This is a genomic window from Streptomyces sp. NPDC033216 (assembly GCF_055577115.1).
This window is the reverse complement of sequence record NZ_JBVIQK010000008.1, coordinates 135,196-155,422: the sequence shown is the minus strand read 5'-3', so window position 1 is coordinate 155,422 and position 20,227 is coordinate 135,196. Positions and strand designations below refer to the sequence as shown.

The 20,227-nt window shown below is 70.7% G+C and carries 14 protein-coding genes and 1 pseudogene; 7 read left to right on the top strand and 8 right to left on the bottom strand.

Features of this window, described 5'->3' with window-relative positions:
* Positions 1-5: 5 nt before the first annotated feature.
* From ACZ5Y0_RS17575 to ACZ5Y0_RS17555, 5 genes are all read right to left on the bottom strand, one after another.
* On the bottom strand, positions 6-941 hold the full coding sequence (locus ACZ5Y0_RS17575) for a PAC2 family protein (protein ID WP_469129553.1): 936 nt from the start codon (positions 939-941) through the stop codon (positions 6-8).
* Positions 942-1,725: 784 nt separating this feature from the next.
* Positions 1,726-3,342: a glycerol-3-phosphate dehydrogenase/oxidase gene (locus ACZ5Y0_RS17570; RefSeq protein WP_469129552.1), complete on the bottom strand. Its 1,617-nt coding sequence runs from the start codon at positions 3,340-3,342 to the stop codon at positions 1,726-1,728.
* 8 nt (positions 3,343-3,350) lie between these two features.
* Positions 3,351-4,889 (bottom strand): glycerol kinase GlpK, encoded by a 1,539-nt coding sequence (gene glpK / locus ACZ5Y0_RS17565; protein WP_469129551.1) that lies wholly within the window; start codon positions 4,887-4,889, stop codon positions 3,351-3,353.
* A 90-nt stretch (positions 4,890-4,979) separates the two neighbouring features.
* Positions 4,980-5,774 carry an MIP/aquaporin family protein gene (locus ACZ5Y0_RS17560; RefSeq protein WP_469129550.1) on the bottom strand — a complete coding sequence of 265 codons (795 nt, stop codon included), beginning with the start codon at positions 5,772-5,774 and terminating at the stop codon, positions 4,980-4,982.
* A gap of 351 nt (positions 5,775-6,125) precedes the next feature.
* Positions 6,126-6,890, bottom strand: a complete 765-nt coding sequence (locus ACZ5Y0_RS17555; protein WP_469129549.1) for an IclR family transcriptional regulator — start codon at positions 6,888-6,890, stop codon at positions 6,126-6,128.
* A 318-nt stretch (positions 6,891-7,208) separates the two neighbouring features.
* Here ACZ5Y0_RS17555 and metH point away from each other — a divergent pair, with 318 nt between their 5' ends.
* The 4 genes and pseudogenes from metH to ACZ5Y0_RS17535 all read left to right on the top strand — a co-directional run.
* Complete coding sequence (gene metH, locus ACZ5Y0_RS17550) at positions 7,209-10,730, top strand: methionine synthase (RefSeq protein WP_469129548.1); 3,522 nt, start codon at positions 7,209-7,211, stop codon at positions 10,728-10,730.
* Positions 10,731-10,856: 126 nt separating this feature from the next.
* Positions 10,857-11,555 (top strand): HAD family hydrolase, encoded by a 699-nt coding sequence (locus ACZ5Y0_RS17545; RefSeq protein ID WP_469129547.1) that lies wholly within the window; start codon positions 10,857-10,859, stop codon positions 11,553-11,555.
* 466 nt (positions 11,556-12,021) lie between these two features.
* On the top strand, positions 12,022-13,629 hold the full coding sequence (locus ACZ5Y0_RS17540) for an ABC transporter substrate-binding protein (RefSeq protein ID WP_469129546.1): 1,608 nt from the start codon (positions 12,022-12,024) through the stop codon (positions 13,627-13,629).
* A 65-nt stretch (positions 13,630-13,694) separates the two neighbouring features.
* Positions 13,695-14,242: pseudogene (locus ACZ5Y0_RS17535) on the top strand (ABC transporter substrate-binding protein); the annotation flags it as partial.
* Positions 14,243-14,503: 261 nt separating this feature from the next.
* On the opposite strand, the gene ACZ5Y0_RS17530 reads toward ACZ5Y0_RS17535, so the two are convergent.
* Both ACZ5Y0_RS17530 and ACZ5Y0_RS17525 read right to left on the bottom strand, forming a co-directional pair.
* Complete coding sequence (locus tag ACZ5Y0_RS17530) at positions 14,504-15,175, bottom strand: response regulator (RefSeq protein ID WP_020141342.1); 672 nt, start codon at positions 15,173-15,175, stop codon at positions 14,504-14,506.
* A gap of 75 nt (positions 15,176-15,250) precedes the next feature.
* Entirely contained in the window at positions 15,251-16,228 is a 978-nt protein-coding gene (locus tag ACZ5Y0_RS17525; RefSeq protein ID WP_469129545.1) for a RecB family exonuclease, read from the bottom strand.
* A 175-nt stretch (positions 16,229-16,403) separates the two neighbouring features.
* On the opposite strand from ACZ5Y0_RS17525, the gene ACZ5Y0_RS17520 reads away from it, so the two are divergent.
* The 3 genes from ACZ5Y0_RS17520 to ACZ5Y0_RS17510 all read left to right on the top strand — a co-directional run bounded on the left by ACZ5Y0_RS17520 (position 16,404) and on the right by ACZ5Y0_RS17510 (position 19,686).
* A complete protein-coding gene (locus ACZ5Y0_RS17520) occupies positions 16,404-17,927 on the top strand; it encodes a site-2 protease family protein (RefSeq protein WP_469129544.1) in 1,524 nt (507 codons plus the stop codon).
* 51 nt (positions 17,928-17,978) lie between these two features.
* Positions 17,979-18,878, top strand: a complete 900-nt coding sequence (locus ACZ5Y0_RS17515) for a tRNA (adenine-N1)-methyltransferase (RefSeq protein ID WP_469129543.1) — start codon at positions 17,979-17,981, stop codon at positions 18,876-18,878.
* Positions 18,879-19,107: 229 nt separating this feature from the next.
* Positions 19,108-19,686 carry a hypothetical protein gene (locus ACZ5Y0_RS17510; protein WP_469129542.1) on the top strand — a complete coding sequence of 193 codons (579 nt, stop codon included), beginning with the start codon at positions 19,108-19,110 and terminating at the stop codon, positions 19,684-19,686.
* A gap of 59 nt (positions 19,687-19,745) precedes the next feature.
* Here ACZ5Y0_RS17510 and ACZ5Y0_RS17505 read toward each other — a convergent pair whose 3' ends face one another.
* Positions 19,746-20,051 (bottom strand): ferredoxin, encoded by a 306-nt coding sequence (locus ACZ5Y0_RS17505; RefSeq protein WP_469129541.1) that lies wholly within the window; start codon positions 20,049-20,051, stop codon positions 19,746-19,748.
* Positions 20,052-20,227: the final 176 nt, after the last annotated feature.

Here is a 20,227-nt window from a genome sequence, read left to right as displayed (position 1 = left end):
TCGAGTCAGTCCTCCGGCGAATCGTCCTCGTCGGCGTTCTCCCCGCTCGGCTTCGGCGGCTTCGGGGGCCGGGTCCGCTCGCCGGGGCCGGGCGGGCCGCCGCCGTCCCGGCGCCGCAGATAGCGCTCGAACTCCCGGGCGATCGCCTCGCCCGAGGCCTCCGGCAGCTCCGCGGTGTCGCGGGCCTCCTCCAGCGTCTGGACGTACTCGGCGACCTCGCTGTCCTCCGCGGCCAACTGGTCCACGCCGACCTGCCAGGCGCGGGCGTCCTCGGGCAGCTCGCCGAGCGGGATGCGCACGTCGATCAGGTCCTCCAGCCGGTTGAGGAGGGCCAGCGTCGCCTTCGGATTCGGCGGCTGCGACACGTAGTGCGGTACGGCCGCCCAGAGGCTGACCGCCGGCACACCCGCGTGCGTGCACGCCTCCTGGAGGACTCCGACGATGCCCGTGGGGCCCTCGTACTTGGTCTCCTCCAGGTCCATGCGCTGGGCCAGGTCGGCGTCGGACGTGGTCCCGCTGATCGGGACCGGGCGGGTGTGCGGGGTGTCGCCCAGCAGGGCGCCCAGGATGACGACCAGCTCCACGCCGAGTTCGTGCGCGAAGCCGAGCAGCTCGTTGCAGAACGAGCGCCAGCGCATGGACGGTTCGATGCCGCGGACGAGCACGAGGTCGCGCGGTTTCTCCCCGCCGACACGCACCACCGACAACCTTGTCGTCGGCCACGTGATCTTGCGCACTCCTGCGTCCAACCACACCGTGGGCCGGTTCACCTGGAAGTCGTAGTAGTCCTCGGCGTCCAGCGCCGCGAACACCTCGCCCTTCCACTCCCGCTCCAGATGCGCGACCGCGGTGGAGGCGGCGTCGCCGGCATCGTTCCAGCCCTCGAACGCGGCCACCATGACCGGGTCGATCAGCTCGGGAACCCCCTCGAGCTCGATCACCCAGCGCCTCCTTCCGACGTGCCCTCGCCTGACCACCCAACCTTACGGCGTCCGGCGGGGGCGTCCGCAGCCCCCTCGCAGGGGGCGGTGAACGGATCACTGCCCCGTTCACCGCCCCCGGACACCCTTCGCCCGAAGCCGCTCAACGGCTCGACCCCGGCCGCTGTTTCCCCGCTCGCGGTGGACACCGGCGCCCGCCCTCTCACCGCTTCCGCGCCCCGGTCGCGCGGCGCCCCGGGCGACCGGCTCCTCAGGGAGCGCACCGGCTGCCGAGCCGGGCCCGTCCCGCAACTCCCCGCGCGAGTCGGCGAGTGCCCGCCGCCGATCCGGATCCCGGACGGGGGGAGGGGCGACGCCCACACGTGTGCGACCGGCCTCGATCCCCAACTGCCGCCGGAGACACAGAGCTTCCGCGTCGACCTCCACCGCCACGCCACGGTCCTGGAGTCCTGGCGGTGCGCCGCGTCCTGGAGTCGGGCGCCACGGCGACGGCGGCCCCGGGCATCAGCGGGCACCAGCCGGACACGCTCGACGCCCGGTCGGACGAGCACGGCGCCGCACCCCCGGCAGGGGAACTCGTCGCCGGCGACCCGGAGTTCCACCGCGGGATCGTGCGCGGCGGCGACCCGGTGCTGTGCAGCCGACTCGACGGTCCGTCCGGAGCCGACGCGCGGGCCCGGATCGGCGCGGTCCGCTCCAGCAGGAGAAATCGCGGTCGCGCGCGCCCCCCGCGCGAAGGGGACGGCCCCTCGTCGAGGAGCCGTCCCCTTCCGGTCGTGGCCTGCTACTTCTTGTCGAGCAGGTCCTGCACCTTCGCGCGGACCTCGTCCGTGGCCAGGCCGCGGATCGTCAGGGTCGTGCGGCGGCGCAGCACGTCGTCCTGCGTCTGGGCCCACTCGTTGTCGCGGGCGTACACGACCTGCGCCCAGATCTCCGGGGCGTCGGGGTGGACGCGCTCGCCCAGCTCCGGGTTCTCGTTCGCCAGGCGGGCGATGTCGAAGGCCAGCGAGCCGTAGTGCGTGGCCAGGTGCCGGGCGGTGTCGGCCGCCATCCGCGGACCCGACGTCGGGTGGTCGACCAGCAGCCGGTGGGCGACCGCGCGCGGGTTGGCGACACCCGGCAGCGGCAGCTTCTTCGGCAGCGAGGAGATCGGCTCGAGGTCGTCGCCGAGCGGATGGCCCGGCAGCGCCTCCAGCTTCTGCATGACCGTCCGCCCGATGTGCCGGAAGGTCGTCCACTTGCCGCCCGCGACCGACAGCATCCCGCCCTTGCCCTCGGTCACCACCGTCTCCCGCTTGGCCTTCGCCGTGTCGCCGGGGCCGCCCGGCAGCACCCGCAGCCCGGCGAACGCGTACGTGATCAGATCACGGTCGAGCTGCTGGTCACGGATGGAGAACGCGGCCTCGTCGAGTATCTGGGCGGTGTCCTTCTCGGTGACCGCGACATCCGCCGGGTCGCCCTCGTAGACCTCGTCGGTGGTGCCGAGCAGCAGCATGTCCTCCCAGGGGAGGGCGAAGGTGATCCGGTACTTGTCGATCGGGGTCGCCAGCGCCGCCTTCCACGGGGACGTCCGCTTCAGGACCAGGTGCGCGCCCTTCGACAGCCGGATCGACGGGGCGGCGCCGGGGTCCTCCATGCGGCGCAGGTGGTCCACCCACGGTCCGGTCGCGTTGAGCACGAGCCGGGCGTTGACGCCGAACTCGTCACCGGAGAGACGGTCGCGCAGCTCGGCACCGGTCACCCGGCCCTTCGTGAAGCGCAGTCCGGTCACCTCGGCGTGGTTGAGCACCACCGCGCCCGCCTCGACGGCCGCCCGGACCGTCATCAGCGCCATCCGGGCGTCGTTCATCTGGTCGTCGCCGTACACGGCCACGGCCTTGAGGTTCTCGGTTCGCAGCTCGGGCACGTCCCGCTGGGCCTTGGCCGGTGACAGCAGGTGGCCCACGCCGTCGCCGAAGGCCGACAGGGCGGAGTAGGCGAAGACGCCGGCCCCGAGCTTCGCCGCGCCGTGCGGCCCGCCCTTGTACACGGGGAGGTAGAAGGTCAGCGGGTTCGCCAGGTGGGGGGCCACCTGACGGGAGACCGCACGGCGCTCGAAGTGGTTCTCCGCCACCAGCTTCACCGCGCCGGTCTGCAAGTAGCGCAGACCGCCGTGGAGCAGCTTGGAGGAGGCGGAGGAGGTGGCGCCGGCGAAGTCGCCGGCGTCGACCACTGCCACCCTGAGGCCGGACTGCGCGGCATGCCAGGCGGTGGAGATGCCCAGAATGCCGCCGCCGATCACGAGGAGGTCGTACGACGCCTTGGCGAGCTGCTCCCGGGTCTCGGCACGGCTCGGGTTCGAGCCGAAGGCCGGGCGCGTACCCAGGGCAGGCACGGACTTCAGGGTGGACTCAGTGGTCATTGCGGTTCTTACTCCTCGTCCTCGAGCCAGCCCATGGTCCGCTCGACGGCCTTGAGCCAGCTCTTGTACTCACGGTCGCGGGTCTCCGCGTCCATGCGGGGGGTCCACTCGGCGGCCCGTCGCCAGTTGGCGCGCAGGTCGTCGGTGCTCGTCCAGAAGCCGACGGCGAGGCCGGCGGCGTAGGCGGCGCCGAGGCAGGTCGTCTCGGCGACCATCGGACGCACGACCGGCGCGTCCAGGAAGTCCGAGAGCGTCTGCATCAGCAGGTTGTTGGAGGTCATGCCGCCGTCGACCTTGAGGGCCGCCAGCTCGACGCCGGAGTCCTTGGTCATGGCGTCGCTGATCTCGCGGGTCTGCCAGGCGGTCGCCTCCAGGACGGCGCGCGCGAGGTGCGCCTTGGTGACGTACCGGGTGAGGCCGGCGATCACTCCGCGGGCGTCCGGCCGCCAGTAGGGGGCGAACAGTCCGGAGAAGGCCGGCACGAAGTACGCGCCGCCGTTGTCCTCGACCGACAGCGCGAGGGTCTCGATCTCGGCGGCGGTGGAGATCAGGCCCATCTGGTCGCGCATCCACTGCACCAGCGAACCGGTGACGGCGATGGAGCCTTCCAGGGCGTAGACCGGCTTGTTCTCACCGATGCGGTAACCCACGGTGGTCAGCAGGCCGGAGTACGAGTTGATGATCTTGTCACCGGTGTTCATCAGCATGAACGTGCCGGTGCCGTACGTCGACTTGGCCTCGCCCTCCGCGAAACAGGTCTGGCCGAACAGGGCCGCCTGCTGGTCGCCCAGCGCGGAGGCGACCGGGATGCCGCCGAGCAGGTCTCCCAGCTTGCCGCCGGTGATCTCGCCGTAGATCTCGGCGGAGGAGCGGATCTCGGGGAGCATCGCGAGCGGCACGCCGATGGACTCGGCGATCTTCGGGTCCCACTCCAGCGTGTGGAGGTTCATCAGCATGGTGCGCGAGGCGTTGGTGACGTCGGTGACGTGCCGGCCGCCGTTGACGCCGCCGGTCAGGTTCCAGATGACCCAGCTGTCCATGGTGCCGAAGAGGATGTCCCCGGCCTCGGCGCGCTCGCGCAGGCCCTCGACGTTGTCGAGCAGCCAGCGGGCCTTCGGCCCGGCGAAGTACGAGGCCAGCGGCAGGCCGGTCTCGCGGCGGAAGCGGTCCTGGCCGACGTTGCGGCCCAGCTCCCGGCACAGCGCGTCGGTGCGGGTGTCCTGCCAGACGATCGCGTTGTGGACGGGCTCACCGGTGTTCTTGTCCCACAGGAGGGTGGTCTCGCGCTGGTTGGTGATGCCGATGGCCTTGATGTCGTCGCGGGTGATGCCGGCCTTCGCGATGGCGGAGGCGACGACCTCCTCGACGTTGGTCCAGATCTCGGTCGCGTCGTGCTCGACCCAGCCCGGCTTCGGGAAGATCTGCTCGTGCTCCTTCTGGTCGACGGAGACGATCCGGCCGTCGCGGTCGAAGACGATGCAGCGCGAGGAGGTGGTGCCCTGGTCGATCGCGGCGATGAACGGGCCGGCGGTGTGGGCGTCGGTCACAGTGTGCTCCCGGGGATTCCGTGGTTGAGGGGCGGTACGTACGGCGCGTGCTCGGTGTGCAACGTGAAGCTCATCGTTCCGAGCCTGTTCCTAAGCGAATGCGACGTTGTAGATGCCTGCCGCGATCGCTCCGCCGATCAGCGGACCGACCACCGGGATCCAGGCGTAGCCCCAGTCGGAGCCACCCTTGTTGGGCAGGGGCAGGAGCGCGTGCACGATGCGCGGACCGAGGTCACGGGCCGGGTTGATCGCGTAGCCCGTCGGACCGCCGAGGGACAGACCGATCGAGACGACCACCAGCGCGGTGACGAGCGCGCCCAGGGTGCCGAGGCCGTTGCCCTTGTCGTTCAGGCCCTGCGTGAGGACGGCGAGCACCAGGACGACGGTGCCGATGATCTCCGTGGCGAGGTTCTGCACCGCGTTGCGGATCTCCGGGCCGGTGGAGAAGACGCCGAGCACCGGGCCGGCGCCCTTCTCCCGCGCCTCCACGGCCTTGGCCGTCGTGGCCTGCGCGCCCGGGCCGCCGACGATCTCCCTGTCGGTGAGGTGCGCGTGGAACTGGCCGTAGTAGGCGACCCACACCAGGGTCGCGCCGATGGCGGCGCCGACCAGCTGACCGGCCCAGTACACCGGGACGTTCTTCCAGTCGCCGTCCTTGATCGCGAGCGCGAGGGTCACGGCCGGGTTCAGGTGGGCACCGGACAGCGGCGCCGAGGTGTAGACCGCCGTGAGAACGGCGAAGCCCCACCCGAAGGTGATGGCGAGCCAGCCGGCGTTTCGGGCCTTGGAGGCCTTCAGCGTGACGGCGGCGCAGACTCCGCCGCCGAGCAGGATGAGTATGGCGGTACCGATGGTCTCGCCGATGAAGATGTCGGAGCTGGACACCCGCGACTCCTTTGTCCTTCGTCCAGGGGACCGAACCCCGGGTCCCTCCGGGAGTTCGAGCTGCCCTCGGGGTGAGAGCGATGCCGGCCCTTGGCGTTGTCACACTCTAGCGCGTATTGCCGGTAGGTGTTCGACAATGCCGACCGATGGACGGGAGTCTTGCTCTGGCGTTATGGGTGCGTCAAGAGTTCTGTTATCGAAAGCACGATCGTTATTGATCGCTGTCGCCGATCGGTCCGGGCGACCGGCTCTCCGCGCGGGGGGAGTGGCCGTCCCGCCCTGAATGCCGCTGTCCCGGTACGACGAGACCCGGAACGCCGTGCCGACGTCCCGGTTGCCTGCGTGGGGGCCTCAGAACCGCCCGGCGCCCAGGTCCCGCGAGACGGCGCGGGCGCAGTCGCGTACGGCAGCGATCAGCTCGGGACGTACCTCGCCGTCCGGGCACACGCGCTCCACCGCGCCGGTGATGCCGACGGCCCCCACGGGCATGCGCCGCCGGTCGTGGATGGGCGCGGCGATCGACGCGACGCCCTCCCAGGTCTCCTCGACGTCCGCCGCGTACCCCCGCGCGCGCGTGAGGTCGAGGAGATGCTCGAAGTCCTCCAGTTCGCACACCGTGCGTTCCGTGAAGGGCTTCCGGTCGGCCTCCATGGCCTCGCTGTGCGCGACCGGGTCGTAGGCCGACAGCACCTTGCCCAGGGCCGTGGAGTGCAGTGGCTGCATGGCCCCGATCTCCAGGACCTGCCGGCTGTCGTCGGGCCGGAAGACGTGGTGCACGATCAGCACGCCCTGCTGGTGCAGCACGCCCAGGTGGACGCTCTCGCCGCTGGAGCGGGCCAGGTCGTCGGTCCACACCAGGGCACGCGCGCGCAGCTCGTGCACGTCCAGATAGGTGGTGCCCAGACGCAGCAGCTCCGCGCCCAGCTGGTAGCGGCCGGAGGCGTCGTCCTGTTCGACGAACCCCTCCTGCTGGAGGGTGCGCAGAATGCCGTGGGCGGTGCCCTTGGCCAGGCCCAGGGCCGAGGCGATGTCCGACAGGCCCAGCCGCCGCTCGCCGCCCGCGAGCAGTCGCAGCATCGCGGCCGCCCGTTCGAGCGACTGGATGTTCCGTGCCATCGCCGTTCCGCCTCCGTCCCCTTGGGCCGTCCACGCGCAGCCAGTGCTGCCGTCGTTCGGCATTGTCGAACACTACCGGTCCATGCCGACCTCCCGCTAATGGTCGGTCGATTCCTGTTACGTCACTCGTCCCACGGAGGTGACACACGGGACATCCCGGTCCGTCCCGTGGACGCCCTGACCATAAGCCCCCGGTCCCGGCTAGTCTGGCGGCGAGCGCCCTCCACGGGACGCTCCAGGGCCGGTCCCCAGGGACGGTCCGGGAGCGACCGCGGGCGCCGTGAAGCCGACAGCCGTCGCACCCGAGGGAGCCCATACATGGCCTCTGTGCCGCCGACCCCTTCCGCCGACAGCCGGACCCGTGTGTCCGCGCTACGCGAGGCCCTCGCCACCCGAGTGGTGGTGGCCGACGGAGCGATGGGCACGATGCTCCAGGCCCAGGACCCCACCCTCGAGGACTTCGAGAACCTCGAGGGCTGCAACGAGATCCTCAACGTCACCCGGCCCGACATCGTGCGCTCGGTGCACGAGGAGTACTTCGCCGCCGGAGTGGACTGCGTCGAGACGAACACCTTCGGCGCGAACTTCGCCGCCATGGCCGAGTACGACATCCCGGAGCGGGTCCACGAACTGTCCGAGGCGGGCGCCCGCATCGCCCGCGAGACGGCGGACTCCTTCGCGGCACGTGACGGCCGGACCCGCTGGGTGCTCGGCTCGATCGGCCCCGGCACCAGGCTCCCCACCCTCGGGCACGTCGCCTACACGACCCTGCGCGACGCCTACCAGGAGAACGCCGAGGGCCTCATCGCCGGCGGTGCCGACGCCCTGATCGTCGAGACCACCCAGGACCTGCTCCAGACCAAGGCCGCCGTGCTCGGCGCCCAGCGCGCGCGTCGCAACGCCGGCCTGGACGTGCCCCTGATTGTCTCCGTCACCGTCGAGACCACCGGCACCATGCTGCTCGGCTCGGAGATCGGCGCCGCCCTGACGGCTCTGGAGCCGCTCGGCATCGACGTGATCGGCATGAACTGCGCCACCGGCCCCGCCGAGATGAGCGAGCACCTGCGTTACCTGGCCCGCAACGCCCGCATCCCGCTGGCCTGCATGCCGAACGCGGGCCTGCCGGTCCTCGGCAAGGACGGCGCCAGCTACCCGCTGACGGCCCCCGAGCTGGCGGACGCCCAGGAGAACTTCGTCCGCGACTACGGCCTCTCTCTGATCGGCGGCTGCTGCGGCACCACCCCCGAACATCTGCGCCAGGTCGTCGAGCGCGTCCGCGGCCTCGCCCCCGCCGAGCGCGACCCGCGCCCCGAGCCGGGCGCCGCCTCGCTCTACCAGAACGTGCCGTTCCGCCAGGACACCGCCTACCTGGCCATCGGTGAGCGCACCAACGCCAACGGCTCCAGGAAGTTCCGCGAGGCCATGCTGGAGGGCCGCTGGGACGACTGTGTGGAGATCGCCCGTGAGCAGATCCGCGAAGGCGCCCACATGCTCGACCTGTGCGTGGACTACGTCGGCCGTGACGGCGTGGCCGACATGGAGGAACTCGCCGGCCGCTTCGCCACCGCCTCCACCCTGCCGATCGTCCTGGACTCCACCGAGGTCGAGGTCATCCGGGCCGGCCTGGAGAAGCTCGGCGGCCGCGCGGTCATCAACTCCGTCAACTACGAGGACGGCGACGGCCCCGAGTCCCGCTTCGCCAAGGTCACCCGGCTGGCCCAGGAGCACGGCGCCGCGCTGATCGCCCTCACCATCGACGAGGAGGGCCAGGCCCGTACCCCGGAGAAGAAGGTCGAGATCGCCGAACGGCTCATCGACGACCTCACCGGCAACTGGGGCATCCGCGAGGAGGACATCCTCATCGACACCCTGACCTTCACCATCTGTACCGGTCAGGAGGAGTCGCGTGGGGACGGTGTGGCCACCATCGAGGCGATCCGCGAGCTGAAGCGCCGCCACCCCGACGTCCAGACCACACTGGGTCTGTCGAACATCTCCTTCGGCCTCAACCCGGCCGCCCGCGTCCTGCTCAACTCGGTCTTCCTCGACGAGTGCGTCAAGGCGGGCCTGGACTCGGCGATCGTGCACGCGTCGAAGATCCTGCCGATCGCCCGCTTCACCGAGGAAGAGGTCAACACCGCCCTCGACCTCATCCACGACCGCCGCAGGGAGGGCTACGACCCCCTCCAGAAGCTCATGGCCCTGTTCGAGGGCGCCACCACCAAGTCCCTCAAGGCCGGCCGGGCCGAGGAACTGGCCGCTCTGCCACTGGACGAGCGCCTCAAGCGCCGCATCATCGACGGCGAGCGCAACGGCCTGGAGGCGGACCTCGACGAGGCCCTCGCGGCCCGCCCCGCCCTGGAGATCGTCAACGAGACCCTCCTGGACGGCATGAAGGTCGTCGGCGAGCTGTTCGGCTCCGGCCAGATGCAGCTGCCGTTCGTCCTCCAGTCCGCCGAGGTCATGAAGACCGCGGTCGCCTACCTCGAACCCCACATGGAGAAGGTCGAGGGCGAGGAGGGCAAGGGCACCATCGTGCTGGCCACCGTCCGCGGCGACGTCCACGACATCGGCAAGAACCTCGTCGACATCATCCTCTCCAACAACGGCTACAACGTCGTCAACCTCGGCATCAAGCAGCCGGTCTCCGCGATCCTCGAGGCCGCCGAGGAGCACCGCGCCGACGTCATCGGCATGTCCGGGCTCCTGGTCAAGTCCACGGTGATCATGAAGGAGAACCTGGAGGAGCTGAACCAGCGCGGCCTGGCGGCGAACTACCCCGTGATCCTCGGCGGCGCCGCCCTGACCCGCGCCTACGTCGAGCAGGACCTGCACGAGGTCTACGAGGGAGAGGTCCGCTACGCCCGCGACGCCTTCGAGGGCCTGCGTCTGATGGACGCGCTCATCGGCGTCAAGCGGGGCGTGCCCGGCGCGGCACTGCCCGAGCTGAGGCAGCGCCGGGTCCGCGCGAGCGCCGCCGCCGTCGAGGTCGAGGAGCGCCCCGAGGAAGGGCACGTGCGCTCCGACGTCGCCACCGACAACCCCGTACCGACGCCGCCGTTCTGGGACAGCCGCGTCATCAAGGGCATCCAGCTCAAGGAGTACGCCTCCTGGCTGGACGAGGGCGCTCTCTTCAAGGGCCAGTGGGGCCTCAAGCAGGCGCGCACCGGCGCCGGCCCGACGTACGAGGAGCTCGTCGAGACCGAGGGCAGGCCGCGGCTGCGCGGGCTGCTGGACAAGCTCCAGACGGAGAACCTGCTCGAAGCCGCCGTCGTCTACGGCTACTTCCCCTGTGTGTCCAAGGACGACGACCTGATCATCCTGGACGAGCAGGGCAACGAGCGGACCCGCTTCACCTTCCCCCGCCAGCGCCGCGGCCGCCGGCTGTGCCTGGCGGACTTCTTCCGCCCGGAGGAGTCGGGGGAGACCGACGTGGTCGGCCTCCAGGTCGTCACCGTCGGCTCGCGCATCGGCGAGGAGACCGCCAAGCTCTTCGAGTCGAACTCCTACCGTGACTACCTCGAACTGCACGGCCTGTCCGTCCAGCTGGCCGAGGCCCTCGCCGAGTACTGGCACGCGCGCGTGCGCTCGGAACTGGGATACGCCGGTGAGGACCCGGCCGACATCGAGGAGATGTTCGCCCTGAAGTACCGCGGCGCCCGCTTCTCCCTCGGCTACGGCGCCTGTCCCGACCTGGAGGACCGCGCCAAGATCGCCGACCTGCTGCGGCCCGAGCGGATCGGCGTCCACCTCTCCGAGGAGTTCCAGCTGCATCCCGAGCAGTCCACGGACGCCATCGTGATCCACCATCCGGAGGCGAAGTACTTCAACGCACGGTGAGGCCCCACGCACACAGCGGTGCGTCCCGTTCGGCACATTGATCGGACAAGTCGTACACTGGTCGGTCCATTGCAGGCCGGTTCCCGCGCGGGAACCGGCCTGCACGTCCCTCAAGGAGGTACGTGGATGACCAGTACGGTCCCCGCGCTCGGAACCCGGACGGCCGAAGGCTCGGCCCTGGAGGCGGTGCTCCTCGACATGGACGGAACCCTGGTGGACACCGAGGGCTTCTGGTGGGACGTCGAGGCCGAGGTCTTCGCCGGGCTCGGCCACACCCTCGACGACTCCTGGCGCCATGTCGTGGTCGGCGGCCCCATGAGCCGCAGCGCCGGGTTCCTGATCGAGGCGACCGGCGCCGACATCACCTTCGACGAACTCAGCGTCCTGCTCAACGAGGGGTTCGAGGAGCGCATCGGACGCGACTTGCCCCTCATGCCGGGAGCCGCCCGGCTGCTCGCGGAGCTCGCGGCGCACGAGATCCCGACGGCTCTCGTCTCCGCCTCGCACCGGCGCATCATCGACCGCGTCCTCACCTCGCTGGGCCCCCAGCACTTCGCGCTGACGGTGGCCGGCGACGAGGTGTCGCGCACCAAGCCGCACCCCGACCCCTATCTGTTCGCCGCCGCCGGCCTGGGGGTGGATCCGGCCAGATGCGCCGTCGTCGAGGACACCGCGACCGGAGTCGCCGCGGCCGAGGCGGCGGGCTGCCATGTCGTCGCCGTGCCCTCCGTGGCGCCCATCGCCCCGGCCCGTCGGCGGACCGTCGTGTCCTCCCTGGAACAGGTCGACCTGACATTTCTGCGTGCTCTCATGCCGCTCGAATGATCACCGCGGAGATCGACGTGACCGCCTGATGACGGAATGCGATAGCCGTTCACCCAGCGTGCACCGCCGATAGCCGGCGAATTCGGCGCGGGTGCGCAGGGTGAATTCTCGCCGCCGCAGGGGTCGAATTCCGTTCTGCGCGCCCCCTCGTCGAACCTGTGACCTTCGCCACGCCGAAGGTGCTCGACAGGCGCGGTTCCGTGTGTAGTTCCCCCCCGTTCGGGCCGTGCGGAGGTGCCCTTGTGTCCCGTTTCATGGGACGCTGCACGAATCATTCCGCTGTCGGGTTTTCGGTGCGTCCACGCCCGGTTTCGCTGCGTGATGGGCTTTCAACTCCGGTGGCTGTGAACCCTCGTGCAGGTGCGGACTAATCTCGTCGCGAGAACATCGCCCTTACCCCCGTGATCGGCCGCGACACCCCTGCATGCCGGGTACACGGACCTGACAGCTCTGGAGAAACTCGAGCATGAACCGCAAGACTTTGGTGCTGCCGGCCGTGGCAGGTCTGCTCGCGCCCGTGCTCGCCGCCTGTGGCGGGTCCGACAGCGGCAGCGGCAGCGGCGACGCCATCGTCGTGGGCACCACCGACCGGTTCACCGCCACCAAGGACGCCCCGGCGCCCCTCGACCCGGCGTACGCCTACGACGTCGGCAGCTGGAACATCCTGCGTCAGACCGTGCAGACCCTGATGATCCAGCCCAAGGGGGAGGGCGACCCCGTCCCGGAGGCGGCCGAGAGCTGTGGCTTCACCGACACCGGCAACGAGCGTTACGCCTGCAAGCTCCGCAAGGACCTGAAGTTCGCCAACGGCGACGCCATCACCGCCGAGGACGTCAAGTTCTCCATCGACCGGGCACGCGCGATCAAGGCCGACTCCGGCGTCTTCGCCCTGCTGTCGACGATCGACACGGTCGAGGCGAAGGGTGACAACGAAGTCATCTTCCACCTCAACACCGCCGACGCCACCTTCCCGTTCAAGCTGTCGACGCCGGTCGCCGGCATCGTCAACCCCGCCGACTACGACAAGGGCAAACTGCGCGACGGCTTCGCGGTCGACGGCTCCGGCCCGTACACCCTCGAGGCCAAGACCGACGGCGACGAGATGACGAAGGCCGTCTTCACCAAGAACCCCGCCTACAAGGGGGCCCTCGAGGTGAAGAACGACAAGGTCGAGATGGTCTCCTACGCGGACGCCGACGAGATGGGCACCGCCCTCGACAAGGGCGACATCGACGTGATGACCCGCACCATGTCGCCCGAGCAGATCCAGAAGCTCTCCGAGGGCTCCACCGACGACGGCGTCGACCTCGTCGAACTGGCCGGCCTCGAGATCCGCTACCTCGCCTTCAACACCGCCGCCCCGTCGGTGAAGGACAAGGCGGTCCGTCAGGCGATGGCCCAGGTCGTCAACCGCGGCGAGCTGGTCACGGACGTGTACGGCTCCCAGGCCGAGCCGCTCTACTCGCTCGTCCCGGCCTCGGTCACCGGCCACTCCAACTCGTTCTTCAACAAGTACGGCGACGCCAACGTCGCCAAGGCCAAGAACCTGCTCTCCAAGGCCGACATCACCACCCCGGTGAAGCTGACGCTGCATTACACGACCGACCACTACGGTCCGGCCACGAAGAAGGAGTTCGAGCTGCTCCAGAAGCAGCTCAACGGCAGCGGCCTGTTCGACGTCTCCCTCGAGGGCGCCACGTGGGACGCCTTCGTCCCGGCCGAGCGCAAGGGTGAGTACGACGTCTGGGGCATGGGCTGGTTCCCCGACTTCGCCGACGGCGACAGCTTCATCGCGCCGTTCCTCGACAAGGACAACTTCCTCAAGTCGCCGTACCAGAACCGCGAGATCATCGACAAGCTGATCCCGGAGTCCCGCCGCGAGGCCGACCGCCTGTCCGCGGGCAAGACGCTGACGGAGATTCAGGACATCGTCGCCGAGGACGTCCCGGTGCTGCCGCTGTGGCAGGGCAAGCAGTACGTCGCCTCCCGTGACAACGTCACCGGCACGTCCTACGTGCTGAACTCCGCCGCCACCCTCCAGCTCTGGGAGCTGTCCCGCGGCGTCAGCGGCTGACGGACCCCGCGTCCCGGGGCCGCGTACGACGGCTCCGGGCGAGAACGACGACGAGGCACTCGTACGTGAACATGCGCAACCAGTGGCCGGTCCTGCCCATCGTGGCGGGACCGGCCTCCGGCCTGTCGACCGGCTGCGGCTCGCAGACGGCAGGCGCCGGGAGCGACGGCTCCTCGGTGGTCATCGGGATGTCCGACGACGTCCTGGCCACGGACCCCGCGTCCGGGTAAGACCCCGGCTCCTGGTTGTTGTCCGACGACGTCTTCCAGTCGCTGCTGAGCTTCCCCAAGGGTGGCACGGAACCCGAAACGGACGCCGCGAAAGACTGCGGCTTCAGCGACACGCAGAGCAAGGTCTACACCTGCACGCTCGCTCGAGGACGGCCTGAAGTTCAGCAACGGCGACACCCTCACCTCCGAGGACGTCAAGTTCTCCTTCGACCGCGTGCGGGACATCGACGATGCCCGCCGGCCCCGCGATCATGTTCCCCATGCTCGACAAGGTCGAGACGCCTGACGAGAGGACGGTCGTCTTCAAGCTGAAGGCCCCCGACGCCACCTTCCCCAGCAAGATCGCCTCAGGTGCCGGCTCCACCGTCGACCACCGGCAGTACGCGACTACGGCCGCCTCCAGGACATCGTCGCCGAGGAGGTACCCGTCCTCCCGGTCTGGCAGGCCAAGCAGTACGCCCTCGTCCACGAGGACGTCCACGGCCTGGAGAACTGCCTCGACGCCTCCACCGCCTTCCGCTTCTGGGAGCTGGAGAGGGCTGAGAGTCCGCACGAACGTGGAGGGCCGGTCCCCACGAACGCGGAGGGCGCCCCTGGCCGGGCAGGGGCGCCCTCCGCGCCGTACCGGGTGGGTCCACGCCCGGCTACTGCGCTCCGGGACGCACCAGACCGCTCTCGTAGGCGTACACCGCGGCCTGGACCCGGTCGCGCAGGCCGAGCTTGGTCAGCACATGCCCGACATGCGTCTTCACGGTCGTCTCGCTGACGAACAGGTCGGCGGCGATCTCCGCGTTCGACAGGCCTCGCGCCACCAGTTTCAGCACCTCGACCTCACGGTCGGTGAGCGTGTGCAGGGTGTCCGGCACGGGTTCGTCGCCCGACGGCAGATGCGTGGCGTACTTGTCGAGCAGCCGCCGGGTGATGCTCGGCGCGAGCATCGCCTCGCCGGCGGCCACCACCCGGATCGCCTGCACCAGCTCGTTGGCGGGCGCATCCTTGAGCAGGAACCCGCTCGCCCCCGCGCGCAACGCCTCCACCACGTACTCGTCGAGGTCGAAGGTCGTCAGCACCAGCACCTTCGCCGGTCCGTCCCGGCCCGGCCCGGTGATCTGCCGCGTCGCCTCCACCCCGTCCATGCGGGGCATACGGATGTCCATCAGAACCACATCGGGCTGGAGGGCCCGCACCTGGTCGAGGGCCTGGAGGCCGTCGCCGGCCTCACCGACCACCGCGATGTCCTGCTCCGCCTCCAGGATCATCCGGAAGCCGGTACGCAGCAGCGGCTGGTCGTCGACCAGTAGGACGCGGATGGCCACGTAAGTCTCCTTCGGTAGTCCGGCCCCATTCTGCCCTGCGCGACCGCGCCGGACTCGGCCGCCCTCACCGGCCGCCTACGCGGGGGCCGTCCCCTCGCCCGCGGCCGACGGCGTCCCGGCCGGTCGCACCGGCAGCGGATACGGCGGGGGAGTGCCGCCGAACTCCGGGCAGTGCGCCTGGTGGTCGCACCAGCCGCACAGCTTCGTGGGACGAGGCCGCCAGTCGCCCGTCTCCGTCGCCAGCCGGATCGCCTCCCACAGCGCGAGCAGCTTGCGCTCGACCCGCTCCAGATCGGCGAGGACCGGGTCGTACGTCAGCACGTCACCGCTGCCCAGGTAGACCAGTTGGAGACGCCGGGGGATCACGTTCTTCAGCCGCCAGACCACGAGCGCGTAGAACTTCATCTGGAACAGCGCACCCTCGGCGTACTCGGGCCGGGGCGCCTTGCCCGTCTTGTAGTCGACGATCCGCACCTCACCGGTGGGGGCCACGTCGACCCGGTCGATGATCCCGCGCAGTCTCAGCCCCGACTCCAGCTCGGTCTCCACGAACAGCTCCCGCTCGGCGGGCTCCAGCCGGGTCGGGTCCTCCAGCGTGAACCACCGCTCGACCAGCTGCTCGGCCTCGGACAGCCAGCCGGCCAGCCGCTCGCCCTCGGGATCGTCGGCGAACAGCTCCACGACCTCGGGCCGGGACTCGCGCAACCGGTCCCACTGGCCGGGAACCAGCGACCTGGCCCGCGGCGCGGTCCGCTCCGCGGCCGGCGCGTCGAAGAGACGCTCCAGCACCGCGTGCACCAGCGTTCCCCTGGTGGCCGCCGCGCTCGGCTTCTCCGGCAGCCGGTCGATCACCCGGAACCGGTACAGCAGCGGGCACTGCATGAAGTCGCCGGCGCGCGAGGGAGACAGCGAGGCGGGCGCCGTCGCGGTGACGGCCTTCTCGCCGGCGGCCTCCACCGACGCCACGGCCGTCTCCTCGACCGCCGCCCCCGGCGGGCTCCCCACGCCGTCCTCGTCGCCGGACCCGGCGACACCCTCGCTGCTGCTCTCCATGCCCACAGACCTTACGGCCCGCCACCGACAGCGACCCCACCCCGCCCGCGGCCGGGGCGACAGCCGGGAAAACCCAGGGGGTGCGGGGCGGAACGCGTCCCGACGGACGCATACCATCGGTCCCAGACCCTTCCGCCCGGCAGGAGCGGGAGTCGCAGACTAACGAGGGGACACCGTGGTGGAAAGCGGCGGGAGCGGGCGGCCGCGGCCGGACAGCGAAGAGTCGGCCGAGCACCACGTGACACCCGCGCCCCCGGCCGCTCCCGAGGACACCTCTCCCGAGGTCTCCGCAACCTCCGCGCGGAAGCAGGACGACCCCCCGAAGGACACGGCGAAGGACACGGCGAACGAGACAGGGCGACAGGACACGGAGCGGCAGCGGACCGAGGCGGCCGGGACGGAGCCGGTGAGCGCCCCGGACGCGCCGGCCCGCCCGGACCCGGACACCTCCGACCCGCACCCCGACCGCCCCCGCGCCCACGGCACCCCCGCCCTCGGCGACGCCCCCTCTCCGGCCAAGGGCCGCCGCCCCCCGCGGCGTCCCCCGGAGTCCCGCGGCGGCCTGCTGATGGGCCGCCCCTTCGGCGTGCCCGTCTACGTGGCCCCCAGCTGGTTCCTGGTCGCCGCCCTGATCACCTGGGTGTTCGGCGGCCAGCTCGACCGCGTGCTGCCCGAGCTGGGCGCCGCCCGCTATCTCGTCGCCCTCTTCTTCGCGGTCGCCTTCTACGCGTCCGTGCTCGTCCACGAGCTGGCGCACACCCTCGCCGCCCTCCGCTTCAAGCTGCCGGTCCGCCGCATCCAGCTCCAGTTCTTCGGCGGCGTCTCCGAGATCGAGAAGGAGGCCGAGACCCCCGGCCGGGAGTTCGTGCTGGCCTTCGTCGGCCCCTTGCTCTCCCTGGTCCTGGCCGGTCTGTTCTACCTCGCCATGCAGACCGTCGAGCCCGGCACCGTCCCCGGTGTCCTGCTGGCCGGGCTGATGGTCTCCAACCTCATCGTGGCGATCTTCAACCTCCTGCCCGGACTGCCGCTCGACGGCGGCCGTATGCTCCGCGCCGTCGTGTGGAAGATCACCGGCAAGCCCATGACCGGCACCATCGCCGCCGCCTGGGTCGGCCGCGCCCTCGCCGTCTCGGTCCTGATCGGCCTTCCGCTGCTCACCCAGTCCGGGGCGCTCGGCTCCCAGGCCGTGGACGGCGTCGGCATGGACACCGTCCTGGACGCCCTGCTCGCCGCCATCCTCGCCGCCATCATCTGGACCGGCGCCGGCAACAGCCTGCGCATGGCCCGCCTGCGCGAGCACCTCCCCGAACTGCGCGCCCGCAACCTCACCCGCCGCGCCGTCCCGGTCGAGACGAACACCCCGCTCTCCGAGGCGCTGCGCCGCGCCAACGACGCGGGCGCCCGCGCGCTGGTCGTCGTCGACGCCCACGGCGAACCCGTCTCCCTGGTCCGCGAGGCCGCCATCGTCGGCGTACCCGAGCACCGCCGCCCCTGGGTCGCGGTCAGCGGCCTCGCCCAGGATCTCACCGACGGCATGCGCGTCTCCGCCGAACTCGCCGGCGAGGACCTCCTGGACGCCCTGCGCGCCACCCCCGCCACCGAGTACCTGGTGGTCGAGGAGACCGGCGAGATCTACGGCGTCCTCTCCGCGGCCGACGTCGAGCGCGCCTTCGTGAAGGCCATGGCCAGGCCCTCGTAGCGGTCGGCCCCGGTGGTCGGTGCCCCGCACAAACCCCGGTAGGCTGTTCACATGTCCGAACCGACCGGTGCCGCCCGCAGGCGCGGGCCCTTCAAGGTCGGGGACCAGGTTCAGCTGACCGACCCCAAGGGCCGCCACTACACGTTCACGCTCGAGGCCGGGAAGAATTTCCACACCCACAAGGGTTCCTTCCCGCACGACGAACTGATCGGTGCTCCCGAGGGCAGCGTTGTCCGCACCACCGGGAACGTCGCCTACCTCGCGCTGCGCCCCCTGCTCCCCGACTACGTCCTGTCCATGCCCCGCGGTGCCGCCGTGGTCTACCCCAAGGACGCGGGGCAGATCCTCGCCTTCGCCGACATCTTCCCCGGCGCCCGCGTCGTGGAGGCGGGCGTCGGCTCCGGCTCGCTCAGCAGCTTCCTGTTGCGCGCCATCGGCGACCAGGGCATGCTGCACAGCTACGAGCGCCGCGAGGACTTCGCGGAGATCGCCCAGCAGAACGTGGAGCGCTACTTCGGTGGCCCGCACCCCGCCTGGCAGCTCACCGTCGGCGACCTCCAGGACAACCTGAGCGACACCGACGTGGACCGCGTCATCCTCGACATGCTCGCCCCCTGGGAGTGCCTGGAGGTCGTCTCCAAGGCGCTCGTCCCCGGCGGCATCCTGTGCTGCTACGTGGCGACCACCACCCAGCTCGCGCGGACCGTCGAGTCCATCCGCGAGATCGGCTCCTTCAACGAGCCGACCTCCTGGGAGACGATGATCCGCAACTGGCACGTCGAGGGCCTGGCCGTCCGCCCGGACCACCGGATGATCGGCCACACCGGCTTCCTCCTCACCGCCCGCCGCCTGGCCGACGGCGTCGAGCCGCCCATGCGCCGCCGCCGCCCCGCCAAGGGCGCCTACGGCGAGGACTACACCGGTCCCAACGCCGACGGGGGAACCCGCTAGAGCCGGTCCGCCGGCCGCGGCTCCGAGCGGCTCCGTGCCGCATGAACGAACCGACGCCGTGGCCGAGTTCCCGTCACCTCACGGGAACTCGGCCACGGCGTCGTCCTGTTGGGCACGGGGCTCCGGGCTCGCTGTTCGGGATCCCGGACCCCGCTGTTCCCCCGCACTGTGACGTGTGGCACGATGCAGGCCACCCCCACCGGCACAGCCCTCACAGGAGACGCTCCTCGTGCAGCAATCCGCCGTCCCGGAACTGGCACACACTCACACCCGGCCGATCCACTGGGTCGCGACGGCCACCGCCGTGGCCGGCGTCGTGGCCCTCTCCTCGGTGCTCCAGCCCGGTCCGGCGACCGCGGCCCAGGTGAGCGGTCCGGGCGCGCCGCCCGCGCCGGTGACCGCGGCCGCCCCGGCCACCACGGACGTCGACTTCCCGCTCGAGTGCGGTCCGGTGAAGGCCCTGGTGATCAGGAAGGCCGCCGGGGACCTGGACGGCGACGGCAGGCCGGAAACCGTCGCGGTGGTCCACTGCGACGCCCCGATGGGCACCCCGCCCGACGGCGTCTACGTCCTCACCCAGGCCGCCGACGCGACGAGTCCGCGGGTCGTGGCCACCCTCGTCGACCCCGAGGACCGTCGTACCGTCACCGCCCTGTCGGTCGACGACGGCGCGGTCCTCGCCGACTACCTCGGCTACTCCTCGGCCGACGTGCCCAGTTGCTGCCCGGACGTGAAGGAGAGCGCCAAGTGGCGGTGGAAGGACGACGCGTTCGTCCGCTCGGCGCCGGTCGGCGCCCACAGCGTCTGAATCAGGCCGTCGGAGAGCTGTGAGGAATCAGACAGCCGTCACGGCGCGTAAATGACGGCTCACTCGGCGTCCGGCCCGTAGATCTCGACCCGGTCCGAAACCCTCCGCACATGGATGCAGTCGCCCGGACACTCCCGCGCGGAGTCGACCACGTCCGTCAACAGCGGCAGTGGGACCGGCGTCGTGGCGCCCTTGTCCTGGAGAAGCTCGTCATCAGGGGTCTTCACGTACGCCAGACCGTCGATGTCCAGCTCGAACACCTCCGGCGCGTACTGCGCGCAGATGCCGTCGCCGGTACAGAGGTCCTGGTCGATCCAGACCTCCAGTGCCTCGCCGCCGACACCGGCTTCCTGCTGTACGCCCATATCTCCTGCCGTTCGTTCTGCCGAGCCCTGCGGGAACGATGCGGGCTCTGACGGGTGTTGAACACTTCGACCCTACCTCCGGCAGCTTTCCAATCATGTTCGGTGGGTATTCCCCTGGCGTGAGGGAGAGCGCAAGGGTGAAGATCGGACGCACCCCGACAGTCTTTGTGATCTAG

What these genes read in the sequence shown, in the direction of transcription:
- ACZ5Y0_RS17505 (WP_469129541.1), bottom strand. Translation starts at nt 20,051, where the DNA reads ATGGGCGTACAGCAGGAAGCCGGTGTCGGCGGCGAGGCACTGGAGGTC.
- ACZ5Y0_RS17525 (WP_469129545.1), bottom strand. Translation starts at nt 16,228, where the DNA reads ATGGAGAGCAGCAGCGAGGGTGTCGCCGGGTCCGGCGACGAGGACGGC.
- ACZ5Y0_RS17545 (WP_469129547.1), top strand. Translation starts at nt 10,857, where the DNA reads ATGACCAGTACGGTCCCCGCGCTCGGAACCCGGACGGCCGAAGGCTCG.
- ACZ5Y0_RS17515 (WP_469129543.1), top strand. Translation starts at nt 17,979, where the DNA reads ATGTCCGAACCGACCGGTGCCGCCCGCAGGCGCGGGCCCTTCAAGGTC.
- ACZ5Y0_RS17570 (WP_469129552.1), bottom strand. Translation starts at nt 3,342, where the DNA reads ATGACCACTGAGTCCACCCTGAAGTCCGTGCCTGCCCTGGGTACGCGC.
- ACZ5Y0_RS17540 (WP_469129546.1), top strand. Translation starts at nt 12,022, where the DNA reads ATGAACCGCAAGACTTTGGTGCTGCCGGCCGTGGCAGGTCTGCTCGCG.
- ACZ5Y0_RS17555 (WP_469129549.1), bottom strand. Translation starts at nt 6,890, where the DNA reads ATGGCACGGAACATCCAGTCGCTCGAACGGGCGGCCGCGATGCTGCGA.
- metH (WP_469129548.1), top strand. Translation starts at nt 7,209, where the DNA reads ATGGCCTCTGTGCCGCCGACCCCTTCCGCCGACAGCCGGACCCGTGTG.